Raw genomic sequence first — 22,632 nt, 5'->3', positions numbered from 1 at the left:
CTACTACACCCTCCTCCCCTTCAAACTATAGACAAAAGCGAGAATTTCGGCGACGGCGTTATAGAACTCTTCGGGGATAATATCACCTACTTCTACCGACTTAAACAAGGTCTGGGCAAGCGGCTTATTTTCGACAATCGGTATATCTTCCCTTTCGGCTATCTCCTTTATCTTTTCGGCAATGGCACCGGTTCCTTTTGCCAAGACGACAGGTGCCGCATGAACCGACGCATCATAGCCTAAAGCAATCGCGATGTGGGTTGGGTTTGTAATTACCACATCGGCCTTTTTAACTTCCTGCATCATGCGCCTTCGCGACATCTGGCGCTGTACCTGACGTATTCTGGATTTAATCTGCGGATTACCTTCCACTTCTTTGAGTTCTTCTTTGACGTCTTCCTTTGACATCATCAGGCTCTTCTCGTACTCATACCACTGGTAACCGTAGTCAAGAACTGAAAGAACCAAAAGTGCAATGCCTACCTTCAATCCCAATCTAAACATCATGCTCGTAAAATATCCCAGCGATTCCGTAAAGCTCATATCCAGCATCAGTGCTACAGTATCTTTTATTTCAACGAACCCACCATAAAATATGTAAATTATCAGGATTATTTTAACTAATGCTTTTACAAGCTCGATCAGGCTCCTTTTGGAAAAAATCCTTTTTGCTCCCTCGACCGGATTTATTCTGTCGAGCTTAGGTGAAATAGGTTCGAGGCTGAATACAAAACCAACCTGTAAAAAATTTACCAGAAGTCCAACTAAAACTATGCCTACAGCCACGGGCGCTGTCGACTTTAATACAAACACAATAGAAGAATAAAATATGCCGTAAATGTCACTGATACTGAGATCTTGTCTAATTAAATTTTCTATAAAAAACTGCCTTAAAAACGAACCGGTATTTTCGAATATGTAAATCCCGAAAATTTTTAAAAGAACAAAGCTTGCGAGGAGAATTAAAGCAGAATTAAGCTCCCTGCTCGAAAAAACCTGCCCCCGCTCTCTGGCTTTTTGCCTTCTTCGGGGAGTCGCTTTCTCTGTTTTTTCCTGGGAAAATAGCTGTAAGTTCATGGTGAATTCAACATTCCTCGCAGTATTAGCTGTATACTTTTGTAACTACCGCTGAATAAAACATCCAGGGCCAACACGTACATCGGTAGCGCTATAATCAGGGCAATAAAACCGATAATTATTTTAAAGGGCAGTCCCACAATAAACACATTCATCTGGGGTACCGTTCTGGCTATAACGCCAAGGGCAAAATCCGCCAGGAAAGTTGCTGCAACAACAGGGATACTCATTTTTACCCCTGCAGCAAACATTTCAAAAAAGCTCTTAAGCATTCCCTCCAGGAAAGAATCGTGTAAGCCTGCTCCTCCTAGGGGTAATATATCATAACTTTTCATTAAGGCATTTAGCAAAACATGATGGCCGTTAATGCTCAAAAATATGAGGATAGTCAGAATGTAAAAGAAATTCCCCATTACCGGTATCTGGGCGTTGGTTTGAGGATCTATGACGTTTACTATACCGAAGCCCATTTGCAGGTCTATTATTTCACCGCATATATAAACTGCCGAGAATACTACAAATGTTATGAACCCTATTGAAAGCCCTACTGCTGTTTCCCTGATAAAAAGGATCACCGTATCCCACAGGTTATCAGGAAGGGGTATTTTATTTACAACCGGGTATAAGATTACGGCTATTAGCGCTGAAACACCCAATCTGCCCTGTACCGGAAATTCACGCCTGCCGAAGACCGGTGTTAGGATAAAAAAACCCAAAATCCTGAAAAAAACAAGCAAAAAATTTACTATTATAAATTCCATTTTTATTCACCGATGCTCAATGGATAAAATTGGGCATTTCTCTAAATAAAGTTTCGGTAAAGTTTACCATCAGATTAAGCATCCACGGCCCGAATATCAAAATAGCCATCATCACCACTACGATCTTGGGCACGAACGTCAGGGATTGCTCCTGTATCTGAGTCGTAGCCTGGAAAATACTAATTAACAGTCCCACCAGCATTCCAATGCCCAACATTGGAGCTGACACCAGTATAACCATGCTAAGGGCCTCACGGGCAAGATAAATTACGGTCTCCTGTGTCAATCAGTCATCCCACCCCGATCATTATCAATGAAAACTCGATAAAAGAGAACTTACAACAAGATTCCACCCGTCAACCATAACGAACAGCAGTATCTTAAACGGAAGTGATATCATAACGGGCGGCAACATCAACATACCCATGGACATGAGAGTGCTCGCCACAATCATGTCTATCACCAGAAAAGGCACGAATATTATAAATCCCATCTGGAAAGCGGTTTTTAATTCACTTATAATGAAAGCCGGTATTAAAACATAAGTTGGAACATCATCTAGGGTTCTTACCTGGTTTTGTAGTTTGGCATGATAGAGAAATAGGGCTAAATCCTTTTCTCTGGTTTGCCTGAACATAAAATCCCTCAGCGGTTTTTGCGCTAACTGTAAAGCTTCCTGCGTGGTTATTTCTTCTCTCATATAGGGCTGAATCGCGTTTTTGTTTATATCGTCAAAAACAGGAGCCATGACGAAAAATGTAATGAATAACGCCAGTCCTATGAGAACTTGATTTGGAGGTATCTGCTGAGTCCCGAGACCACTGCGGACAAAGGAAAACACGATTACTATTCTTATAAATGAAGTCATCATTATGAGGATGGACGGAGCCAGGGTCAGTATTGTCAGAATAAGTAGGACCTGCAACGATAAAGCCGTTTCCTGGGGATTGCGCGCCGATCTTACAAAATCCAGCATTGGAATAGGTGGCTCTGGATCAGCCAAAGCCGTTATTGGTATTGACAAGAGAATTACAGCCGCGAGAAACGCCGTGACCCATCTAATTTTTTTCTTCATAATTTTGCATCACCGTCTTTAATACTGTGAAAGCTTTTTATTTTCTTTAAAAAATTATCAAGTTGATTTGCAAAATTCCTGTTTTCAAAATTACCGGTATTTTCAGCCTCATAAATTAGTTCCGCAGTTTTTTCATCCAGCTTTCCGATAAGGCGAATCTCCTTTTCTGATGCAGCCAGTACTTGCAGCCCGATCGGAGATTTAATTATAAATACACGGTTATGGGAATCCAGATGAAGTACATCCACTACCTCCATGTACTTGCTCTTCCAGCGCGAATACGGTGTTAATCTTGCCAGCCACCGGGTAATTATAAGCGCCAGGATGCAAACAAAAACTAAAGTAATAAAATACACTGCGAACTTCAAAAAGCTCTGCCACGATGAATAATTCTGTTGTGAATCGATAGGTTTTTCAAAACTGTACTTTTTTAAATTATTTACATCTATCGGATCGCCATCATCCCCCGGCGCCGCCAAGCTCCCTTTAAATCCTAAAAACAATACTGCTAAAATGATCAAAGCATAAAAAGCGTACTTTTTTTTCATGTTGCAACCTTCTTTACGACAGAGCTTTTTTAACGGCTTCCAGCACCCTGTCTGGCTGAAACGGTTTAACGACGAAATCCCTGGCTCCTGCCTGTATTGCGTCTATCACCATTGCCTGTTGTCCCATTGCGGAACACATTATTATCCTCGCATCAGGGTCTATGCTTTTTATCCTCCTCACTGCTTCTATGCCATCCATTTCCGGCATAGTAATATCCATCACGACTAGACTGGGTTTCAATTCTTTATACTTCTCTACAGCAACAGCGCCGTTTTCGGCTTCTCCAGCAACCTCATACCCGTTCTTTGTGAGTATGTCTTTAATCATCATCCTCATGAATGCGGCATCATCGACGATCAAAATTCCTGCCATTTTCACTCATCCTCCCGGTTACTGTAAGTAATGTACTTTCTCAATAGAATTTAAAATTTCGGTTATTCTGACCCCAAAACTTTCATCGATCACTACAACCTCTCCCCTGGCAATAAGCTTGCCGTTTACAAGGATATCCACCGGCTCTCCCGCAAGTTTTTCCAGCTCAATTATTGAACCCGGTCCTATTTCCAGGATCTCTTTTATTTTTTTAACCGTCCTCCCTAATTCTACCGATATTTCGAGGGGAACATCCATGATGAGATCCAGGGAAGATTTCTTACCAGAAGTTTCAGCCTCACCGAAGTCCTCGAGTTCCACAGGTTTTACGCTAACTTTTTCTGCTTTTTTCTCATTGAAGGGCTTTTGCGGCTCGGGCGGTGCATTTTCAAGAATATGTTCATCCGTATCATCGCTTTTTGAAGTTTCGAAAGGAATTCCCTTTGATATGGACATCAACTCTCTCACTAACTTTTTTGCAAAAGGTATTGTCATGAGGAGCATGATTTCGCTTTCTATTAAGTCTCCCACCTCCATCTTAAAAGAAATCTTCACAATCTTTTCGTCCTTTTTGAAATAACTTTGGAGCGTCTCGTCGGCAAAATTTACTCGTTTCAGTGTTGGAGGGGAAATGTTGATGTTTTTTTTCAACATCGTAGAAAGCGAGGTGGCCGAGGATCCCATCATCTGATTCATCGCCTCTCCTACGGCACTTAACCTTAGCTCATCGAGTTCCACCTCGGTATTCCTGCCGTCCCCTCCCATCATAAGATCAGCGATAATTTTTGCGTCTTCTTCCTTCATTATTAAAATAGAGCTTCCCTCGATACCCTCGGTATGATCCACTATAATCGCAATAAAAGGTATTGAGTATTTCTCTTGCAGTTTTTCTACGGTGGTGAGAGCTACATCGGGGGTGGTTATAGTTACTTTGTTTCTCAAGAGGGTATAAAGGGTGGTAGCAGAAGTACCTATGGATATGTTGCCTATTTCACCTAGGGCATCGATTTCCTCCTGAGAAAGAAATTCCCCTTCATCCTGATTAGAAAGGGATTTATTCAAAAGCTCATTTATTTCCTCCTGCGACAAAATCCGATTTTCATCCATTGGCTTCATCCCTCTCACTTATAACTTTATTAATTCTTACCGCAAACCTTCCGTTTCGCTTACCCATTATACCTTTGTATTTGAGTTTATCGTATACGTAAACATCGACTTCGCTATTAATATGCTTGTCCAGCTGTATTACATCTCCTACATCCAGATCTAAAAATTCTCTCACGGTTATTTTAGCTTTGCCGATCTCAGCTCTTATCTCGGCATTTACATTTTCCAACTTTCTGGTTATGGTTTTTATAAAGCTCTCGGGACTCTCCTTTTTGCTGTTCGATAACCATATTTTGGTAGAAAGTCTTGACATTACAGGTTCAATTACTATATAAGGTATGCAGATATTTATCAGCCCATCGGTCTTGCCAATCCTCGTATTGATTGTAATTAAAGCTACAGCCTCATTGGGTGAGACCAGTTGAACAAATTGGGGATTTGTTTCAAGTTTATCAAAAACGGGGTGAATTTCTAAAATATCCTGCCACGCTTCTTGCATCAGTTTAACAAGTTTTGAATAGACCCTGTGAAGGATATTAGCCTCGATTTCGGTAGGCTCTCTGGGTTTATCTTTATATTCACCGCTCCCTCCTAAAAGCCTGTCTATGATTGAAAAAGCCATGGATACGTTCATTGCAATAATTATAGCTCCCCTTAGCGGCTGGAAATCGACAATACCTATTATGGACGGATTCGGAATGGAGGATATGAATTCCGAATACGGCATCTGGTCAACGCTGGATGCATTTATTTGAACCAGAGTCCTTAACTGGGTTGAAAAAAAAGTGATGAGCTGCCTTGAAAAATTTTCATGGATAAGGTGGAGTGTATTGAGCTGCTCTTTCGAAAATTTATTGGGCTTTTTAAAATCGTAAACCTTTATTTTCTTTTCGTTAGCTTCTTTTTTTATCTCTTCAGCTTTTATTTCACCTGTAGTTAGTGCAGCTATTAGAGCGTCTATTTCACTCTGGGAAAGAATTTCGGACAAATTACAGACCTCCTTAACTAGTTTACAATTATGTTGGTAAAAAATACATCTTCTACTTTCCCCTTCCCCACCACCGCATTTATCTTTTCTTTCAATTCTTTTTTGAGAATTTCCATACCCTTACTATCCTTTACGGAGTCATATGTCTTGGACCGAAGAATGGAATAAACTCTGTCTTTTATTTCATACTCTTTAGCCTGTATCTGTTTTTCCGTTTCCTTATCACTCAATATGCATACGATTGAAAGTTTAATATAGCCTTTGTCGGCGAGATTCGTCAAAAAATCACCCAACTGATAAGTTATAGTTTCTTTTTTTTCTTCTTTTTTTTCTCCATCTTCCGCTATTAAATTTTTTGCAATAAAATATGTAGTCGCTGTAGAAATTATCATGAATAATACGATTAATAACAGCAGGCCGAATACGGACTGCATCCTGCTTTTTGAATTGTTTGTCTCTTCAGGCATGAATTTACCTCCATTCACCTGGGCTCCTGTGCTCCTGAGGAAGAATTTAATATTATTATGTCTACACGCCTGTTCAGGGCCCTGTTTTTCTCCGAATCATTGGGTGCAATAGGGTGGTATTCTCCGTAACCCGCAGCAGAGATCATATGGGGGGATATATTATGTTTTTCAATAAAATACCTGACTACATTAACCGCTCTCGTTGTCGACAGTTCCCAGTTTGAGGGAAATTCACTGTTATGGATTGGTACATTGTCAGTATGCCCTTCAACTCTGATTGGTCGCTGGATCTTTTTCAAGATAGGTGCGATTTTATCCAGTACCTGTCTGGCATCCTCTCTCAAGTAAGCTTTACCGGAATCGAAAAGGGCTCCTTCAATAAATCTTATTGCAAGTCCCCTTTCCTCCCTTTCCACCCTAATCCCTTTTAAATTATTTTCATTTATTATCTCTTGGAAGGTGTTTTCTAAATTCTCAAATTCCCTTCTTTCTCCGGCACCCGACAAATTCCCACCGAGTGCATCACCCTCTATAAAACCTTTATTTATCATCGTTGTCCCGCCATCTAATAAACCAAAAGAGCCCTGTAAAGAAGCCATAGCCATATCGAACTTTTTGGCATCAATATTTGAAAGGGCAAATAGCAGTACGAAAAATATTAGAATCTGAGTAATAAGGTCACCGTAAGTGGTCATCCAGAGAGGAGCACCGGGAGGCTGGCTATCGCTACCCCCTCCGTTCCTTCTTCTAACGCCAGGCAAGGCTATCACCGCTCTCTGAAGAAGTGGCCCTTTCTTTTAACGTTTCTCTCACTTTCGGAGCCAGAAATGCTTTGAGTTTTTCTTCAATTATCCTGGGGTTTTCCCCGGCCTGTATGGAAAGAATGCCCTCTATTATTACCTCTTTCATCAGTATCTCCTGCTTGCTTCTAACTTTCAGTTTGCCGGCAATAGGAAGAAAAAGGAAATTTGCAAGAACAGCTCCATAAAAAGTGGTTATAAGAGCCACGGCCATCCCCGGGCCTACGGCACTGGGATCATCTATTTTATTCAACATTTGGATTAAACCTATTATGGTACCTATCAACCCGTATGCGGGAGCTAATGCGCCCATAGTTTCAAATATGCTCTGGCCTTCTTTGTGTCTTTCCTCTAGAAAAGCTAGTTCCGTTTCCAGGATATTTTTAACGAGCTCCGGATCGGTACCGTCCACCACCAGCATTATGCCTCTTTTCATAAAATCGTCTTGAACCTGAGATGCTGTATCCTCGAGGGCAAGAAGCCCTTCTCTCCTAGCTATATCCGCCAGGTTTACTATTGTCCGGATTATCTCTTCACTGCTCATCGGTTTTTCTATAAAAACAACCTTAAGTATTTTCACAACCTCTATGAGTTTTGAGAGGGGGTAATTTATCAGAGTTGAAGCCACAACGCCTCCTAATACTATCAGCATTGAAGGTATATTTATAAAAGCGCTAAGGGGTCCCCCCATGTATATGGCCCACAGGAAAATTATAAGCCCACCTATTATTCCGATTATTGTGGCGCGATCCATCAGCCTTCACTTCCCTTTACAATTCTTCTTTTATATTCGATGACCTTGTTCACCACTTCTTCGGGCGATTCCCGCACTATGTATGTCTTCTCGTTAGTCAGTTTTATTACGGTATCCGGTGTAGGCTCTATTGTCTCAATCAGCTCAGCATTGAGGTAAAACCTCTTGCCGTTTAATTTCGTAAGTTCAACCAACATCACACCTCTTTTCATCAGCCCGGGCTAAAGAGCCCGGGCTCCGAGTAAATTACCTCTTGATATTAACCAATTCCTGAAGCATCTCGTCAGATGCCGTGATTACTCTGGAATTAGCCTGGAAGCCCCTCTGGGTTATTATCATCTGGGTGAACTCTTCTGCCAGGTCCACGTTGGACATTTCCAGCGAACCCGGCGATATTGTACCCCTTCCGCCGGTGCCAGCCAGGCCTATCTGCGGTTCACCCGAATTATTGGAATAAGTATACATGTTCCTTCCGGCCTTCATTAGCCCCGCCGGGTTGTTGAAGACCGCCAGGGCCACCTGGGCAAGCTCCATAGTCTGGCCGTTGTCGAACACGCCCGTTATGGTACCGGTAGAATCCACCGAAATGCCAAGCAGGGTACCAGCCGGGTAACCGTTCTGATAGGAGAGGTCTACGGTGGTCTCTTTTGCGTACTGGGTTACATTTGAGAAATCAGGAGTGAATGTAATAGGATTGGCCCCAACTATTGTAAGTGTAACGGAGTTTATTGTACTGCCCCCCGAAAGGTTGCCGTTAGGGTCAAAGGCCAGCGTGCCCGTATCACTACCGCTGGATACAGATATGAGTGTCGGGTCGAAACTTATGTCATAGTCCCAGGTATTGTCGCCATTATTTGTAAAAGTGATCGTAAGGTTATGGGCTCTTCCTAGGGAATCGTAGACCTTGAACGGGATGGTAACTACCTGGTCAGCTTTGTTTAGATTTTTTGCGAACACAACTATATCTGTGGGTTTTGCTGGCATCAGCATGCCCTTCTGTATATTTATCGGCTTTATATCCTGCGGCGTCTTTGACGATGAATCCTGCCACCCCATTACTTTAAAGCCATTGGCTGTATTGACCAGATTGCCTTGTTCATCGAATCCGAAATTGCCGGCTCTCGTATAGTAGTAACCCTGGCCGTCGGACAGTATGAAGAAGCCGTCGCCCTCGATAGCAAGATCAGTCATATTCCCCGTGGCCTCAAGGCTGGTCGGAGTGTGTATGGTGTCAATGGCCGCAATTGTCATCCCAAGTCCTATCTGCATCGGGTTAGTTCCCCCGCGATTACCCTGTGCCGAAGACGCTCCCCTCATGGTCTGGCTCAGGGTATCCTGAAAAGTCACCCGGCTTTTTTTATAACCGACCGTATTGACATTGGCTATGTTGTTGCCTATTACGTCCATTTTTATTTGATGATTTCTCAGGCCGGTAACGCCCGAAAACATTGACCGCATCATAATTTATACCTCCCCGTTTAAATTGATGATTTCGGGGTGCCTGGACTCCTTCTGTCGTTCCGGAGCCCTGAGCCTCCTTTTGGTCCGGCTCACATTATTACGGCACCATCGATATTTGTAAAGACATTCTCTTTGAGGTTGGGCCCATCAACCGCTGTTATGATAGTCTTGTTTTTTACACTGACAATAAAGGCTATGTCGTTCATAAGTATAAGCGATTCTCTGACACCCTTTTTCTCAGCTTTTTCCACGGCGATGTTGAGTTTTTTGACTTGCTCAGGAGTCAAATTTATATTTCTTGAACTCATGCGCAGCTGCGCGTGCTTGGAAATCTTTAGCTGATTGTCCAGCTTTTCCTCTAAAATTTTTTGGAAACTGCTCGGATCGCGCGAAATTTCCTCTTTTCTTACGCTTTGCCCCGTGGGTTCAATCCTGTTGGAGTACAGAATATCAGGGGAAATTTTTATATATTCGTCCACATAACCACCATCCCGATTCCGTCTTTACCTTATTTCATAGACATCCTGCAGAGGGACCAGCTTTTCTTCATCCCCGATGATCAAATTTAAATTGCCTTTGTCGAAGGTCACACCCTTTATGATTCCTGAGACATACTCTTCTTCAATACGGGCTTTACCGGTCTTTCCTATGAAACTAACCGCAGACATCGCTGATATTTGGGAATTCAAATTCTGCAGCTGTTCCAGGGATGAGAAAGTGGCAAGCTGCGCTATGTATTCCTTGCTGTCAAGAGGTTCGAGGGGATTCTGATATTTCAGCTGGGTTATCAGCAGCTTCAAAAAGTCATCTTTTCCGAGTTGAGCTCTGCCAACTGCTGGATTGTCATCGCCGCTATATGTCTGCGACGCTGCTGTAAAATTAACCTTGTCCACGTTTTGAACCTCCCTTCATACCACATAATTTATCGTACTTGGTCCGAGGACTTCGTAATATGCGGTTCCCGACGCGTCTATACCTTCATCTCTTCCAAACCCTGTTCCCCCTATGTTCCCGTTTCCCGCTTTTTTGTAAGTGTTATGCCATTGACCATTTTCAAATTTCTGTCCCTTTTGACTCATATCGAATTGAGATGAAAATTCATAGACATTAATTTCGGTAATCGCATAACCCTGCTGTTGAATTTGATTTTTAATTTCATGAGCATTTGCCTGCAGAGTTTCTCTGAAATAAGCATTCTTTACAAAAAGCTCTGCTGTCAATTTCCCTTTGTCATCAACGATCTTTATGAATATATCGCCCAGGAATTCAGGTTTGAGCTTGATACTCATCTCTCTGACCTGGCCTTTTAAAGCCATTTGGACCTTCTCAACCACTTTATCGAATATTTCAGTTCTGAAAAATTGCTCCGGCTTTTGTTCAGCGATTTTTCCGTTTCCTACCCTTTCGGTGGTGAAGGCTTTATCATCTGCACTCATGCTTATCGCAGCGTGCTGAACGCTGACATTTAAAATTTCAGTTTTGTCTTCTAAAGCTTTGACCCTATGGCCGTCAGGTAATGATTCGTAACTGCCGGCTGTAGTTTCTGCTAGAATATTTCTATTTAAATTTAATACTCCTTCGCTGCTTGTTGCATTGCAGAGTTCCGATTTGCCATTACTTTGAACCTCGACGCTTCTTTCTCTGGTGACTACCTGGAATTTTTCAGGTGTGAAACTTTTTTGGAGAAATTGTTCCAAACGGTCTTTAAAGTCCTGCAAATCTAATGATTTTAGCTGCGGCATTGAATCACAGAGTCTTCTGTAAAGCTGCAGAATTTTAAGGTTATCTATCTTGCCGCTCTTTTCAAGTTGTATTACTATATTTTTCAATAGCGGGAGTATATCCTTATTGAACCGGTTTGCTTCGGCAAAAATCACAGGCACAATACGCTCAGCGCTTTCGGTGTTAAATGCGATTTCCCCCGTTGTTCTTAAATTCTGGTATAAAAAGCTAATAAGTTGGAGCAGAGCACTTAAAACATCGGCACTTAAATTTTTTTCGCCGGAGTCCTGTTGTAAAAGTTCCAGCAGGTTTTTAAAATCGCACCGATCTTCGTCGATATTACTTTGTCTAAAATCGACCTTCATTTGACTTGCCAGGACGGGGAAAAAGGCAGCCGATTCGGCAAACACGTTCTTCACCTCCTTTCTCTTTTTGTTTTTTATATTACTGGAGGCCCGATAGTTTCTTGGTAATTGCCGCCGCTCGCTTGGGGTCCATATTGGCCAGTATTTCAGCAACGGATTCCTTGTTCATATTACTAAAAATCTGTATTACAATTTCGTCTTCCATGGATTCGAATATTGTTGCGGCTTTGCCGGCCTCCATTAATTCGTAGTACTGGGCGATATTTTTCATATTCTGCTCGCTTTTTTCCATCTTTGCTTTTGCCAGGTTAAGTTCCTCTTCTTTTGTCTTTAGCTCTATTTCCTTATTTTTCAGCTCTTCCTGTTTTTTACTTATTTCCTCGAGCTGCGTGTTGATCTTGTCCCACTCAGCCTGTATCATGCTTCTTTCTTTTTCGATCTCCTCCAAAACATTTTTTTCTTCAGCGGTCCGAGTTGAAAATCTTGCTCCTATAAATGGAATTTTCGAGATAGCATTGCTAAACGCCGGTCCTGCCTTTCCCGCTTTAAAAAACCATAGATAGAAGATAACTCCGGCTATCAGAGTTGCGATAAGGACAACTGCAACACCTATCAAGGTATATTTTTTTTCAGCCATGTTCACAGTTTAAATCCTCCTCCCCGCCTGAAATAAGCGAGTGAGGCAATATCATCAAGAATCTTCTGTTCTTCTCTGTTAGATTCTATAAGATAAGCGCCGAATCTTTTATCTTTCAATTTCTCCAGAATCTCCCTTTCCTGCTTTGAACTTATAAAATCATCAACCGCTTTATTATATCGTTCATGAGCGCCGGCAACTTTGTACTTTTGTTTTTTTACCTTTAAATCAAGGGTATTAATGCATGCTTCGAAAAAGGGAAGTTCTGCTGCCTTTAGTGACTCCCGCATTTTTTGCTCTAAATTGACCTTTACGGCAGCTTTGCTCTCTTCCAAAATCTTCAGCTCATACTTTTCCCTTTCCAGCGTTATTATGGCTTGCATCAACTGCTGTTTCTTTATCTGTTCGATTTTCTGTTTCACCCTGAGGGGGGTGTTCAGATTGAATTTAAACCGCTTCATTGGATGCAATTACTCCTTTTCAAAGATGCTCTTTAGATTCGCTAGGGCCTCTTCGTAATCGACTTTTTCATCTACTTCCTGAACCAGAAAGTTCCTGATATCATCTATATATTTTAATGCCTCATCTATTTTCGGGTTACTCCCCCTCACATAAGCACCGATGTTTATAAGGTCTTCTGCCTCGTTATAAATTGAAATCAAGCTTTTTACCTTTGCGGCCAACTTCCTATGTTCATCGGATATAACATCGTTCATTAGACGGCTTATACTGGCCAGCACGTCAATGGCCGGGTAGTGGTTCCTGTTTGCAAGAGTCCTCGAAAGAACTATGTGCCCATCAAGTATACCCCTTACGGTATCCGATATAGGTTCGTTCAAGTCATCGCCCTCTACGAGGACCGTATAAATCCCCGTAATAGAGCCGGCGCTGGATGTCCCCGCCCTCTCCAGCAGTTTCGGCAGTATTGCGAAAACCGAAGGCGTATATCCCTTGGTTACCGGCGGTTCCCCTGCCGCCAGTCCAACTTCCCGCTGCGCCATGGCAAACCTGGTAACCGAATCCATCATCAGCATTACGTCAAGCCCCTGATCTCTGAAGTACTCGGCGATAGCGGTGGCAGTAAATGCCGCCTTTGTCCTTATCAGCGGTGATTTATCCGATGTAGCCACCACTACCACAGACCTTTTTAAACCTTCTTCTCCCAGGTCCTTCATAAGAAAGCTATTGAGTTCCCTTCCCCTTTCTCCTATGAGGGCTATTACGTTTACATCCGCTTTTGTATTTCTGGCAATCATTCCAAGCAGGGTGCTTTTCCCCACACCGCTACCTGCAAAAATTCCCACCCTCTGGCCCCGCCCGCAAGTAAGAAGCGTATCTATTACCTTTATTCCCAAGGGCAAGGGGCTGGTTATCGGTGCGCGTTCTACAGGATTTGGCGGGGAATTGAACAGGGGATAATGAATGTGGCTTTTTACGGGGCCTTTGCCGTCGATCGGAGTTCCAAGACCATCCAGTATCCTGCCCAGCAGTTGCTCTCCAACGGGTACCGTGAGCTTCTTACCCGTAGCTTCAACTTCGTCGCCGGGCCCAATGCCTTCCATATCGCCGAGGGGCATCAGGATTAACGTATCATCTCGGAAACCCACAACTTCAGCCAGCAACTTTTTAGGCTCTCTGGAAGCTTTTATTCGGCAAATCTCCCCTATCTCCGCCGGTGGCCCCTTTGATTCTATCGTAAGACCTACGATTTTTGATATTTTACCCCTGGGCTTTAATGTATCGATACCGTCTATAAGGGTTTTGTAGTAATTAAAAAATTCACTAATCATCCTCCAGTACTTCCATTTCCTTTAATGCAGTTTGAAGGTTATCCAGCTGGGTGCGCAAACCTGCATCCAGCTCAAAACAGCTCCCCTGAATTATGCAATCTCCCTCCGATAAAGTAGGATCCTTGATGAAATTGATTTTTTTATATCGAGCTTTATGCTGAATCTCCTTCATTTTTTCTTCAAGCTTCATGTAATCCTTTTCACTAATTCTAACGACAATATCTTTTTCTTCCCCTACTTTATCAAGAGCGGCGCTTACAAGGCCTAGGATATACTCATTGTCCACTTCCACGTGTTTTTTGAGTATTTTTTCCGCTATATGAATTGCGAGCTTCAGGCACTCTTTTTCCAGAGTTTTTAAATACTCCCTGTTTTGAACTAAAAGTACTTCCCTCAACTCGTTGAACTGGCGAAGGCTTTCCTCAAAAAGGCCGGTTAATTCCTTTTTAGCATCTTCGGATCCCTGCCTGAACCCGTCGCTATATCCTTTATCAAAGGCTTCCCGTTTGATTTGTTCCTCCCTTTCCTTCGCCTCATTTATCAACCTCTCGCTTTCCTTTTTGGCATTTTCAATTATTTCCATTGCTTTTTTCGTGGCATCATCGTAAAGTTTACTGGCTCTGTCTTTGTAAAACAGTTCTATGGGCAGCTGGACTCTTTCTCTTTGTATATCCGTCAGGTTGGAAATCTTTACAGGAATATCTTTTATTCTGAAAGGGCTTTCCCTTAAAACCTCCGCCTGCTTTAAAACTTTAGACAATTATCTCGTCTCCTCCCCCACGGGATATTATTATCTCGCCGGCATCTTCAAGTTTCCTTATGATATTCACTATTTTCTGCTGGGCTTCCTCCACATCTCTCAACCTGACGGGACCTAAGTACTGCATGTCTTCTTTTATCATTTCAGCCTGGCGTTTCGACATATTGGCAAAAATTTTATTTTTAACCTCATCGCTCGCCCCTTTCAGAGCTAATACGAGGTCATGGCTGTCAACTTCCCTCAGTATACGCTGTATTGACCTATTGTCCAGGGTGAGGATGTCTTCAAATACAAACATTCTTCTTTTTATTTCTTCTGCCAGATCCGGGTTCTCCATCTCTAGTGCTTCGATTATATTCTTTTCAGTACTACGGTCAACGTCATTTAATATATTTACTATAGCCTGAATACCACCCACATTTGTGTAATCTTCCATAACAACTGCCGACAGTTGCCGTTCGAGTACTTTCTCTATTTCCATGATTACCTCGGGCGATATTCTCTCCATTGTTGCTATGCGTTTTGCTATCTCCACCTGTTTTTCCGGGGGCAGTGAAGACAGGAGCATTGCAGCCTTTTCCGGCTGCAGGTACGCCATTATGAGAGCTATAGTTTGAGAATTCTCGTTCTGAATAAAGTTAACTAGCTGGGCAGGGTCGGCTTTTCTTACGAAATCGAAAGGCCTTACCTGCAGCGATGAAGTCAACTTGTTTATTATTTCAAATGCTTTCTGGGTTCCTAAAGCTTTTTCCAGGATTTCTTTTGCGTATTCGATCCCGCCCTGGGAAATGTAATCGTTAGCCTGAAGCATATGGTGAAATTCTTCAAAAACCGCCCTTCTCTCTTCTTCTCCTACTTTTCTCAAACTGGCAATATCCATTGTGAGCTGTTCTATTTCGTCTTCTTTCAAATAGCGGTATATATTAGATGCCAACTCGGGTCCGAGGGCAACAATGAGTATAGCAGCTTTCTGCCTCCCGGTGAGCTTGGATACGGGCATTTCAAACACCTCTATTCTTCGTTAAGCCAGGTCCTCAGAATTTTGGCCACATCTTCCGGCCTTTTCCTAGCAAGTTTTTCTATCTCGCTGAATACCTCCCGATTATCCGCAGAAACATCATCGGATAACTGTGAAGCAGCCTGCTGGGCCGCCGCCAGTTCGTAGGCGAGTTTTTCTTCTTCCATCCGCCTTCTTTTCATAGCAATAATTCGGTGGGCTATTATAAATAGGATTGCGGCGGCTATTGCACTGATTATTATAAGCAATCTCTGCATTTCTCTTCTCTGATTTTCTTCAGCCAGCTGTTTTGACAATATGTCGGCCAGCTGATTATTAAAGGTCATGCCCTCAACCGTTATCTGATCACGCTGTATATCATAACCTATTGCATTTCCGACCAGAGTGGCTATTTTATCTTTTTCTTCATCGTTTAAATCCCTGTTTACGACAACAGAAACCGTTAGCTTTTTAACGGTTCCGGGGGCAACCGTAACATTTTCCTTTGATTCATTCATTTCATAGTTACGTATAACTTCCGTTTTCTGATAATTTGATGTCCCGTTGGTATTGGGTTGCTGATAACCAGGTATGTTTGTACCTGTACCGGGATTCCCTGTTGGAACGCTGCCTGTCCCGGAAAAATGTTCTCTTAGTTCTTGGACGCTGCGCAAAATTCCATCTCCGGTTTCGGAGCTTACAGGTGTAAACAATCTGCTTTCTACGGTTTTCTTATCGAAATTCAACTGGGCATTGACCCTGACGGCTACATTGCCGGGCCCAAATATCTGTTCAAGCAGCGACTGCACGTTTGCCTGAAGCTGCTTTTGGAAGTTATTCTGTATTACTAGCTGTGAGTTGATTTCCTCTTTCGTGTTTTGTTCTTCCGACAAGGGGATGTTTGATAAAACCCTCCCAAACTCGTCGACTATAGTTATATTTTCGGGTTTTAGGCCTTCAACGGAATGGGCAACCAAGTTTATAATGCCCCTGATCTCTTCTTCAGCAATCTCGACGCCGGGTTTGAGCTTTAAAAATACAGCTGCCGAAGGCTCTTTTTGCGCGTTCGGCTCTATAAAAAGGCTTTCACGGGGCTGTACAATATGTACCCTTGCGGATTCCACCTGTTCCATTTCCTCTATGGTTCTGGTGAGTTCCCCTTGCAGTGCCTGGGTATACTGGAGCTGTCTTTCCCAATCAGTAGTACCTAATTTGGTCTTGTTGAAAATATCGCTGAATCCCAAGACACCGCCTTTCGGAAGACCTTCCTGGGCCAGGTTCAACCTCGTCTTATATACATCCTTTGACTCAACAAGGATGGTCTTACCTCCATCTGCTATTTTGTAGGGAATTTTCATGTCTTCCAACCTTTTTACAATTTCTCCGGCGTCCTGCATACTGAGATTTGTAAAAAGGGGCGAGTAGCTCGGCCGACTTATAAAGTATCCCAACAACCCTGCTGTTAAAATCACCAATAGAGCCCCGAGTATCAAGCTGATTTTCTGTACCTTATTCCTACTATTCCAAAATTCGCTTACCTGGTGCTTTAATTTGTTGACATATTCCATTCAATTTCCACCTTCATCTATTAAATCTGCATCCTCATTATCTCCTGGTACGCTTCAATTGCCTTATTTCTTACCTGCACCGCCAATTCCAGGGATAGCTTTGCTTTCTCTGCAGCTATCATAACCTCATGGACGCTTATGTCTTCTCCGGCTATCAATTTTTTTAACGCATCGTCGTAACCCTTCTGATACCCGTTTACTGTCTCAAAGGCTTTTGCCAGTATATCATTAAAGGAGTTATCCGCCTGTTTTTTTGACGCCCCGACAATGTTGTTTGACTCTCCACCAATACTCCTTATAATCAAAGGCGCCCCTCCTCTTTAGATTCTTCCTATTTCCAGAGCCTTGGTTATCATGCCTTTTGCCGAATTTATAGCGGTTATATTCGCTTCGTAACTTCTAGTAGCCGAAATCATGTCCACCATTTCGGTAACAATATTAACGTTCGGCATGCGCACGTATCCCATTTGATCTGCATCGGGGTGGGAAGGGTCGTATACCAGTTTGAAGGGGCTCGGGTCTTTTTCAATACTTACGACCCTGACTCCCGCCCCTGGTTGTGTAGACGACATTCCGGAAATCACATCCTTAAAAGTAAGCCCGCGTTTCCTCTCCTGAAAAATCACCCTCTGCCTTCTGTAAGGACCACCTTCTTCAGTCCGGGTTGTATTAACATTAGCGATATTATTGGATATTACATCCATGCGAAGCCTCTGAGCGGTCAAACCGGAAGCGCTTATTTCCAAAGACCTGAAAATTTCCATCTTTACCTCCTCCCTTCCGTTATGGCTGATCTAAGCAGCGAAAACTGTCTCTGAACCTGTTCGGCCATTATATTATAAGACAATGTATTTTCGACAAGCTCGACCATTTCCTTGTCTATGTCCACATTGTTTCCATCATTTCTCAAAACTCTGTCGTGCTGCATAACTATTTCAGGTTTTAAATCAAACGTGGGCTTTAAATTGGATATGTGCTTTTCACTGGTGGTCTTAAGGGGCAATCTGGAGTTACTCTCTTTAAGGTATTTTTGTAGTAGTTCTTCGAAAACCACATCTGATCTTTTAAAGTTGGGGGTATCCACATTGGCTATGTTATTTGCCAGCACCTCATGCCTCATCCACTTAGCATCCATAATTTTCTGGAGCAGGTTTGCAGTTTCAAAAAGACCTACCAATTTGCTCACCTTCTCTTTTCGACATCAATTACCATTTTCCACCTTTTGTATTCGCCAAAAACTTCTATTTTCCTTCTATCACTTAAAATTTTCGAAATATATTTAAAAAACTATCCTGACTAGGATAGATTTGCCTTTCTCCATTACCTTCAGCAACTTGTCAGGCTAACATTGAAATGCTTTAACCCTAGAGCTTTGCGACTTTCTTTTCGGATAAGTTTTCCTTTTAAGGTATATCCTGTCTATTTGTGTCAATATTATAACATACTTGGATAAAATTGCATATCATACTTTTGTACTATAAAAAAAAATGCGTGAAATTTTTTCACGCATCAGACTGTCGACAAAGTAACTGTCGACAGTCTTTTTTTGCAAAAGGTAGTACAAAAATCATCAGCTTTTTAGTAAAATTAAAGAAGATACAAAAATATTGTGGGGCGATGAAATGTTAACGAAGAAAAATAGAGAAATAATAAAGCAAGTAGAATTAGTAAGCATCGATAGCCTGGTGCCTCAAGACCATCTCCTTAGAGCTGTAGAAGAAAGCATCGACTTTAGTTTCATATATGAAGAAGTAAAAGACCTATATAGCGAAAATACAGGAAGACCTAGTATTGACCCGGTAGTGTTAATTAAGCTACTCATGCTCCAAGCATTGTATGGAATCCGCTCCATGCGCCAAACCATCAGAGAAGTAGAAGTCAATGTAGCTTACCGTTGGTTTTTAGGCTATGGATTACAAGAAAAAATACCTCACTTTTCAACTTTTGGAAAAAACTATGAACGGCGGTTTAAGGAAAGTGATCTATTTGAAAAGATATTCGAGCGGGTGTTGATGGAAGCAATAGAATGCGGGTTTGTTAAAACAGATGCAGTATTTATCGATGCTACTCACATAAAAGCCAGTGCCAATAAGAATAAATATATCGAGAAAGTCGCTAAGCAACGGACTCAAAAATATAAGAAAGAACTTTTAAAAGAAATCAACGCCGAACGGGAAGCAAACGGTAAAAAGCCCTTTGAAGAAGAAGATGATGATGACGATAACAACAAAGGAGAAAATAGCTCTAAAAAAGTCAGGGTAAGCACCACAGATCCTGAAAGTGGGATGTTTCAAAAAGGGGAAAAAGAGCGCTGCTTTGCCTACACAGCTTCTGTAGCCTGTGACCGGAACAACTTTGTCCTTGGTGTCAAAATAGCACCTGGAAATGTTCATGACAGCCAGGTATTCTCCGATTTATTTCAAGAAGTAAACGATAAATTTTCTAAAATAGAGGCGGTAGTGGTTGATGCAGGCTACAAAACCCCCGGGATATGCAGAGAAATCATTGAGGCAGGAGCGCTTCCCGTTATGCCCTACAAGAGGCCGATGACCAAAGATGGCTACTTTAAAAAACGCGAATACGTCTATGACGAATATTATGATTGTTACATATGCCCCAACAACCAAATATTAGAATACAGCACCACCAACCGGGCGGGATACCGGGAATATAGGAGCAACCCCCAAATATGCTGTAAATGTCCCATGCGCCTACAGTGCACCAAAAGTAAAAATTACACAAAAATCATAACTCGGCATATATGGGAGCATTACATAGAAATAGCGGAAGATATAAGACACACCCAATGGGGTAAAGAACTATACAAAATGCGCGGCCAGACCATCGAGCGGGTATTTGCCGATGCGAAGGAAAAGCATGGCATGCGCTATACAAATCTACGAGGCTTGAGGAAAGTTGGACATTACCTCACGCTTCTTTTCGCATGCATGAATTTAAAAAAGCTGGCTTTATGGAAGAAAAGACGGGGAACGTTTCCGCCAACAGTCCCCGCTTTACATTCGTTTTTCTTAAAAATTTTCTTCGCCTTCAACAAAAAGCCGCTTTTAGGTTATGCATCCTAAAAGCGGCTTTGTCTACAAGCTGATGCGTGAAATTTTTTCACGCATTTTATGAACGGACTTTTTTAAGTTCTTCTAATAGCTTATCATTAAGCACCTTTATATAGGTTCCCTTCATACCGAGGGATCTTGATTCAATAACTCCTGCACTTTCAAGCTTTCTTAAAGCGTTAACTATGACAGATCGCGTTATTCCTACCCTATCGGCGATCTTGCTCGCCACCAGTAGACCCTCGTTACCGTCCAGCTCTTCAAATATGTGCTGCACAGCCTCCAGTTCGGAGAAAGACAATGTTCCAATCGCCAGCTGGACAACCGCTTTTTTACGGGCTTCCTCCTCAATTTCTTCAGTTTTTGATCTTAGTATCTCCATTCCAACTACTGTTGCGCTATATTCTGCGAGCACCAGGTCGTCGTCGGTAAACTTCTCACCGAATCTCGCTAAAACGAGTGTACCCAATCTCTCTCCGCCACCGTTTATCGGTACGATTGTAACGAGCTTTTCGGGATGGGGGCACCGGGAATCACGATCAAAAACGCACTCGAGCTCATCCTGAGGTATGTTTGGCCTTGTCTCATGGATTTCCAACAATTTGTCGTTATAGTCCTTCGGGAACATTCTCTCTTCGAGAACCCGGTTCTGGAACACGTCACAATCGTAGTCGTTTAAGAGAGCATAGCCCAAAACCTTCCCCTTACGGCTGGCAACATAAGCGTTAGCATGCAGCACTTCGCTTAGGATTTTGCAAACCTCATTAAAGTCTACGGGGTATCCCGCCGATCTTTGTAATAATTTATTGATCCTCCTTGTTTTTTCTAACAAATCCCTGCTCATTATATATTTCCTCCTTTTACGATTTTTTATAAAATTAGTTATAAACTCGGTTATAAAATGTACATACTCAAATCCTTATCCTTCACTATATCCCTTAATTTTTCACTGACGTAGCTCCTGTCTATGACAACTTCACTGACTTCGGCCCTAATTTCTGAAGCATTGAAAGATATATCTTCCAGGAGCTTTTCCATGATCGTGTGAAGTCTCCTTGCCCCTATATTTTCGTTCTGCTGGTTTACGTATACTGCCGAGCTTACTATTTCATCAATAGCATCTTCCGTAAAATGGATTTTTATACCTTCAGTTTCCAATAAAGCCTTATACTGTTTTATCAAGGAATTCTTGGGTTCAACCAAAATCCTTTTTAAATCCTCCTTGGATAGGCTCTTGAGCTCAACGCGAATTGGGAATCTTCCCTGTAATTCCGGTATAAGATCCGAGGGCTTTGAAACGTGGAAGGCGCCGGCTGCAATAAACAGGATATGGTCTGTCTTTACAGGGCCGTATTTGGTTACAACTGTACATCCTTCCACGATTGGAAGTATGTCCCTCTGAACCCCTTCTCTCGATACATCGGGGCCCGTACTTTGCTCTCTGCCAGCTATTTTGTCTATTTCGTCTATAAAGATAATCCCGGTCTCTTCGGCTCTCTTTATGGCTTCGGTTACGACTTCGTCCATATCAATTAGCTTTTGGGCTTCTTCTTGCGTCATTATCTTCCTCGCTGTTGCAATCGTTAGCTTTTTCTTCTTTCTGCGCTTGGGGAGAATGCCACCAAACAAATCCTGGAAGTTTATTCCCATCTCCTCAATGCCGGAGTTTGAAAACACCTCTAAGACCGGTGGTGAATTGTCTTCCACTTCTATCTCTATCATTTCGTTATCAAGCTTACCTGATTTTATATCCTCGAGGAGAGCCTTTCGCTTTTCCCTGGCAATTTTTATCCTGGACTCGTATTCTTCATCTTTCTCATCGAAATCTACTTTCGATAAGTTTCCAAAAAGGGCCTCCAGTGGATTCCTAAAGTTGGTAGTCTTTACCGGATCCGGCTGCAGGATTTCCGCTATCCTCAAATCCGCCAGTTCCCGGGCCCTGTCTTTTACCTGTTCGATTTTTTCCATTTTCACCATTCTGATAGATGTTTCCACCAGGTCTCTTACCATTGAATCCACATCGCGCCCCACGTAGCCAACTTCTGTGAATTTCGTCGCTTCGACTTTGACAAACGGAGCGTTCACGAGTTTTGCGAGCCGCCGCGCAATTTCGGTCTTGCCCACTCCGGTAGGTCCTATCATCAGGATATTCTTGGGCATTATCTCTTCTTGTAGTTCTTTTGATAGCTTTTGCCTCCTGTATCTATTGCGAAGGGCTATCGCAACACACTTTTTAGCTTCTTCCTGACCAACTATGTATTTATCTAATTCTTCCACTATTTTCCTGGGAGTTAAATCCTCCAAGAGAACC

General features: G+C 42.4%; 28 protein-coding genes. 1 reads left to right on the top strand and 27 read right to left on the bottom strand.

Annotated features, from left to right (window positions below; genetic code table 11):
• Nucleotides 1-3: 3 nt before the first annotated feature.
• The 25 genes from flhB to flgB form a co-directional block, all read right to left on the bottom strand.
• The gene (gene flhB / locus TOCE_RS05560) at nucleotides 4-1,077 is read right to left on the bottom strand and encodes a flagellar biosynthesis protein FlhB (RefSeq protein ID WP_013275917.1); all 1,074 of its coding nucleotides are present in this window, start codon (nucleotides 1,075-1,077) and stop codon (nucleotides 4-6) included.
• The gene (gene fliR / locus TOCE_RS05555; protein ID WP_013275916.1) at nucleotides 1,074-1,838 is read right to left on the bottom strand and encodes a flagellar biosynthetic protein FliR; all 765 of its coding nucleotides are present in this window, start codon (nucleotides 1,836-1,838) and stop codon (nucleotides 1,074-1,076) included. Before fliR ends, flhB begins: the two co-directional genes overlap by 4 nt.
• Before the next feature lie 16 nt (nucleotides 1,839-1,854).
• Nucleotides 1,855-2,124 carry a flagellar biosynthesis protein FliQ gene (fliQ, locus tag TOCE_RS05550; protein ID WP_013275915.1) on the bottom strand — a complete coding sequence of 90 codons (270 nt, stop codon included), beginning with the start codon at nucleotides 2,122-2,124 and terminating at the stop codon, nucleotides 1,855-1,857.
• Nucleotides 2,125-2,148: 24 nt separating this feature from the next.
• Nucleotides 2,149-2,913 (bottom strand): flagellar type III secretion system pore protein FliP, encoded by a 765-nt coding sequence (fliP, locus tag TOCE_RS05545; protein WP_013275914.1) that lies wholly within the window; start codon nucleotides 2,911-2,913, stop codon nucleotides 2,149-2,151.
• On the bottom strand, nucleotides 2,910-3,461 hold the full coding sequence (locus tag TOCE_RS05540; RefSeq protein ID WP_013275913.1) for a flagellar biosynthetic protein FliO: 552 nt from the start codon (nucleotides 3,459-3,461) through the stop codon (nucleotides 2,910-2,912). The genes fliP and TOCE_RS05540 overlap by 4 nt, the downstream gene beginning before the upstream one ends.
• Nucleotides 3,462-3,474: 13 nt before the next feature.
• A complete protein-coding gene (locus TOCE_RS05535; RefSeq protein ID WP_013275912.1) occupies nucleotides 3,475-3,834 on the bottom strand; it encodes a response regulator in 360 nt (119 codons plus the stop codon).
• Between the two features lie 18 nt (nucleotides 3,835-3,852).
• The gene (gene fliY / locus TOCE_RS05530; RefSeq protein WP_013275911.1) at nucleotides 3,853-4,941 is read right to left on the bottom strand and encodes a flagellar motor switch phosphatase FliY; all 1,089 of its coding nucleotides are present in this window, start codon (nucleotides 4,939-4,941) and stop codon (nucleotides 3,853-3,855) included.
• Nucleotides 4,934-5,929 (bottom strand): flagellar motor switch protein FliM, encoded by a 996-nt coding sequence (gene fliM / locus TOCE_RS05525; RefSeq protein ID WP_013275910.1) that lies wholly within the window; start codon nucleotides 5,927-5,929, stop codon nucleotides 4,934-4,936. The genes fliY and fliM overlap by 8 nt, the downstream gene beginning before the upstream one ends.
• 17 nt (nucleotides 5,930-5,946) lie before the next feature.
• The gene (locus tag TOCE_RS05520) at nucleotides 5,947-6,396 is read right to left on the bottom strand and encodes a flagellar basal body-associated FliL family protein (protein ID WP_041423878.1); all 450 of its coding nucleotides are present in this window, start codon (nucleotides 6,394-6,396) and stop codon (nucleotides 5,947-5,949) included.
• A 14-nt stretch (nucleotides 6,397-6,410) separates the two neighbouring features.
• Entirely contained in the window at nucleotides 6,411-7,166 is a 756-nt protein-coding gene (locus tag TOCE_RS05515) for an OmpA family protein (protein ID WP_148218389.1), read from the bottom strand.
• Nucleotides 7,144-7,950 (bottom strand): flagellar motor protein, encoded by an 807-nt coding sequence (locus tag TOCE_RS05510; RefSeq protein WP_013275907.1) that lies wholly within the window; start codon nucleotides 7,948-7,950, stop codon nucleotides 7,144-7,146. Before TOCE_RS05510 ends, TOCE_RS05515 begins: the two co-directional genes overlap by 23 nt.
• A complete protein-coding gene (locus TOCE_RS05505) occupies nucleotides 7,950-8,144 on the bottom strand; it encodes a flagellar FlbD family protein (RefSeq protein ID WP_013275906.1) in 195 nt (64 codons plus the stop codon). Before TOCE_RS05505 ends, TOCE_RS05510 begins: the two co-directional genes overlap by 1 nt.
• A gap of 52 nt (nucleotides 8,145-8,196) precedes the next feature.
• Nucleotides 8,197-9,411, bottom strand: a complete 1,215-nt coding sequence (locus TOCE_RS05500; protein WP_013275905.1) for a flagellar hook protein FlgE — start codon at nucleotides 9,409-9,411, stop codon at nucleotides 8,197-8,199.
• Nucleotides 9,412-9,500: 89 nt separating this feature from the next.
• Nucleotides 9,501-9,890 carry a TIGR02530 family flagellar biosynthesis protein gene (locus TOCE_RS05495; RefSeq protein ID WP_013275904.1) on the bottom strand — a complete coding sequence of 130 codons (390 nt, stop codon included), beginning with the start codon at nucleotides 9,888-9,890 and terminating at the stop codon, nucleotides 9,501-9,503.
• A 24-nt stretch (nucleotides 9,891-9,914) separates the two neighbouring features.
• A complete protein-coding gene (locus TOCE_RS05490) occupies nucleotides 9,915-10,304 on the bottom strand; it encodes a flagellar hook capping FlgD N-terminal domain-containing protein (RefSeq protein ID WP_013275903.1) in 390 nt (129 codons plus the stop codon).
• Between the two features lie 15 nt (nucleotides 10,305-10,319).
• Nucleotides 10,320-11,543, bottom strand: coding sequence for a flagellar hook-length control protein FliK (locus TOCE_RS05485; RefSeq protein WP_013275902.1), 1,224 nt, complete (start codon nucleotides 11,541-11,543; stop codon nucleotides 10,320-10,322).
• A 34-nt stretch (nucleotides 11,544-11,577) separates the two neighbouring features.
• Nucleotides 11,578-12,135 carry a MotE family protein gene (locus tag TOCE_RS05480; RefSeq protein WP_041424105.1) on the bottom strand — a complete coding sequence of 186 codons (558 nt, stop codon included), beginning with the start codon at nucleotides 12,133-12,135 and terminating at the stop codon, nucleotides 11,578-11,580.
• A 2-nt stretch (nucleotides 12,136-12,137) separates the two neighbouring features.
• A complete protein-coding gene (gene fliJ / locus TOCE_RS05475; protein WP_013275900.1) occupies nucleotides 12,138-12,596 on the bottom strand; it encodes a flagellar export protein FliJ in 459 nt (152 codons plus the stop codon).
• A gap of 9 nt (nucleotides 12,597-12,605) precedes the next feature.
• Nucleotides 12,606-13,925, bottom strand: a complete 1,320-nt coding sequence (gene fliI, locus TOCE_RS05470) for a flagellar protein export ATPase FliI (protein WP_013275899.1) — start codon at nucleotides 13,923-13,925, stop codon at nucleotides 12,606-12,608.
• On the bottom strand, nucleotides 13,918-14,685 hold the full coding sequence (locus tag TOCE_RS05465) for a FliH/SctL family protein (protein ID WP_013275898.1): 768 nt from the start codon (nucleotides 14,683-14,685) through the stop codon (nucleotides 13,918-13,920). The genes fliI and TOCE_RS05465 overlap by 8 nt, the downstream gene beginning before the upstream one ends.
• Nucleotides 14,678-15,685, bottom strand: a complete 1,008-nt coding sequence (fliG, locus tag TOCE_RS05460) for a flagellar motor switch protein FliG (RefSeq protein ID WP_013275897.1) — start codon at nucleotides 15,683-15,685, stop codon at nucleotides 14,678-14,680. The genes TOCE_RS05465 and fliG overlap by 8 nt, the downstream gene beginning before the upstream one ends.
• 11 nt (nucleotides 15,686-15,696) lie before the next feature.
• Nucleotides 15,697-17,250 carry a flagellar basal-body MS-ring/collar protein FliF gene (gene fliF / locus TOCE_RS05455; protein WP_013275896.1) on the bottom strand — a complete coding sequence of 518 codons (1,554 nt, stop codon included), beginning with the start codon at nucleotides 17,248-17,250 and terminating at the stop codon, nucleotides 15,697-15,699.
• 20 nt (nucleotides 17,251-17,270) lie between these two features.
• Complete coding sequence (gene fliE / locus TOCE_RS05450; RefSeq protein ID WP_013275895.1) at nucleotides 17,271-17,555, bottom strand: flagellar hook-basal body complex protein FliE; 285 nt, start codon at nucleotides 17,553-17,555, stop codon at nucleotides 17,271-17,273.
• 15 nt (nucleotides 17,556-17,570) lie between these two features.
• Complete coding sequence (flgC, locus tag TOCE_RS05445; RefSeq protein WP_013275894.1) at nucleotides 17,571-18,014, bottom strand: flagellar basal body rod protein FlgC; 444 nt, start codon at nucleotides 18,012-18,014, stop codon at nucleotides 17,571-17,573.
• Between the two features lie 2 nt (nucleotides 18,015-18,016).
• Entirely contained in the window at nucleotides 18,017-18,427 is a 411-nt protein-coding gene (gene flgB, locus TOCE_RS05440) for a flagellar basal body rod protein FlgB (RefSeq protein WP_013275893.1), read from the bottom strand.
• 445 nt (nucleotides 18,428-18,872) lie between these two features.
• On the opposite strand from flgB, the gene TOCE_RS05435 reads away from it, so the two are divergent.
• The gene (locus TOCE_RS05435) at nucleotides 18,873-20,333 is read left to right on the top strand and encodes an IS1182 family transposase (protein WP_041423877.1); all 1,461 of its coding nucleotides are present in this window, start codon (nucleotides 18,873-18,875) and stop codon (nucleotides 20,331-20,333) included.
• A 46-nt stretch (nucleotides 20,334-20,379) separates the two neighbouring features.
• Here the strand turns inward: TOCE_RS05435 and codY are convergent, their stop codons facing one another.
• Nucleotides 20,380-21,165, bottom strand: a complete 786-nt coding sequence (gene codY / locus TOCE_RS05430) for a GTP-sensing pleiotropic transcriptional regulator CodY (protein ID WP_013275891.1) — start codon at nucleotides 21,163-21,165, stop codon at nucleotides 20,380-20,382.
• 50 nt (nucleotides 21,166-21,215) lie between these two features.
• Nucleotides 21,216-22,625, bottom strand: coding sequence for an ATP-dependent protease ATPase subunit HslU (gene hslU, locus TOCE_RS05425; RefSeq protein WP_013275890.1), 1,410 nt, complete (start codon nucleotides 22,623-22,625; stop codon nucleotides 21,216-21,218).
• Between the last annotated feature and the right edge of the window lie 7 nt (nucleotides 22,626-22,632).

Origin of the sequence: Thermosediminibacter oceani DSM 16646 (assembly GCF_000144645.1) — a bacterium.
GTDB classification, from domain to species: Bacteria; Bacillota; Thermosediminibacteria; order Thermosediminibacterales; family Thermosediminibacteraceae; genus Thermosediminibacter; species Thermosediminibacter oceani.
This window is presented reverse-complemented; position numbering and strand designations above follow the sequence as displayed.

Coding starts and splice junctions, on each gene's coding strand:
- codY (WP_013275891.1), bottom strand. CDS start 21,165: ATGAGCAGGGATTTGTTAGAAAAAACAAGGAGGATCAATAAATTATTA.
- TOCE_RS05510 (WP_013275907.1), bottom strand. CDS start 7,950: ATGGATCGCGCCACAATAATCGGAATAATAGGTGGGCTTATAATTTTC.
- TOCE_RS05535 (WP_013275912.1), bottom strand. CDS start 3,834: ATGGCAGGAATTTTGATCGTCGATGATGCCGCATTCATGAGGATGATG.
- TOCE_RS05500 (WP_013275905.1), bottom strand. CDS start 9,411: ATGATGCGGTCAATGTTTTCGGGCGTTACCGGCCTGAGAAATCATCAA.
- fliY (WP_013275911.1), bottom strand. CDS start 4,941: ATGGATGAAAATCGGATTTTGTCGCAGGAGGAAATAAATGAGCTTTTG.
- TOCE_RS05480 (WP_041424105.1), bottom strand. CDS start 12,135: ATGGCTGAAAAAAAATATACCTTGATAGGTGTTGCAGTTGTCCTTATC.
- TOCE_RS05520 (WP_041423878.1), bottom strand. CDS start 6,396: ATGCCTGAAGAGACAAACAATTCAAAAAGCAGGATGCAGTCCGTATTC.
- fliI (WP_013275899.1), bottom strand. CDS start 13,925: ATGATTAGTGAATTTTTTAATTACTACAAAACCCTTATAGACGGTATC.
- fliF (WP_013275896.1), bottom strand. CDS start 17,250: ATGGAATATGTCAACAAATTAAAGCACCAGGTAAGCGAATTTTGGAAT.
- fliP (WP_013275914.1), bottom strand. CDS start 2,913: ATGAAGAAAAAAATTAGATGGGTCACGGCGTTTCTCGCGGCTGTAATT.
- TOCE_RS05435 (WP_041423877.1), top strand. CDS start 18,873: ATGTTAACGAAGAAAAATAGAGAAATAATAAAGCAAGTAGAATTAGTA.
- fliR (WP_013275916.1), bottom strand. CDS start 1,838: ATGGAATTTATAATAGTAAATTTTTTGCTTGTTTTTTTCAGGATTTTG.
- fliG (WP_013275897.1), bottom strand. CDS start 15,685: ATGCCCGTATCCAAGCTCACCGGGAGGCAGAAAGCTGCTATACTCATT.
- TOCE_RS05540 (WP_013275913.1), bottom strand. CDS start 3,461: ATGAAAAAAAAGTACGCTTTTTATGCTTTGATCATTTTAGCAGTATTG.
- flgC (WP_013275894.1), bottom strand. CDS start 18,014: ATGGAAATTTTCAGGTCTTTGGAAATAAGCGCTTCCGGTTTGACCGCT.
- fliJ (WP_013275900.1), bottom strand. CDS start 12,596: ATGAAGCGGTTTAAATTCAATCTGAACACCCCCCTCAGGGTGAAACAG.
- flhB (WP_013275917.1), bottom strand. CDS start 1,077: ATGAACTTACAGCTATTTTCCCAGGAAAAAACAGAGAAAGCGACTCCC.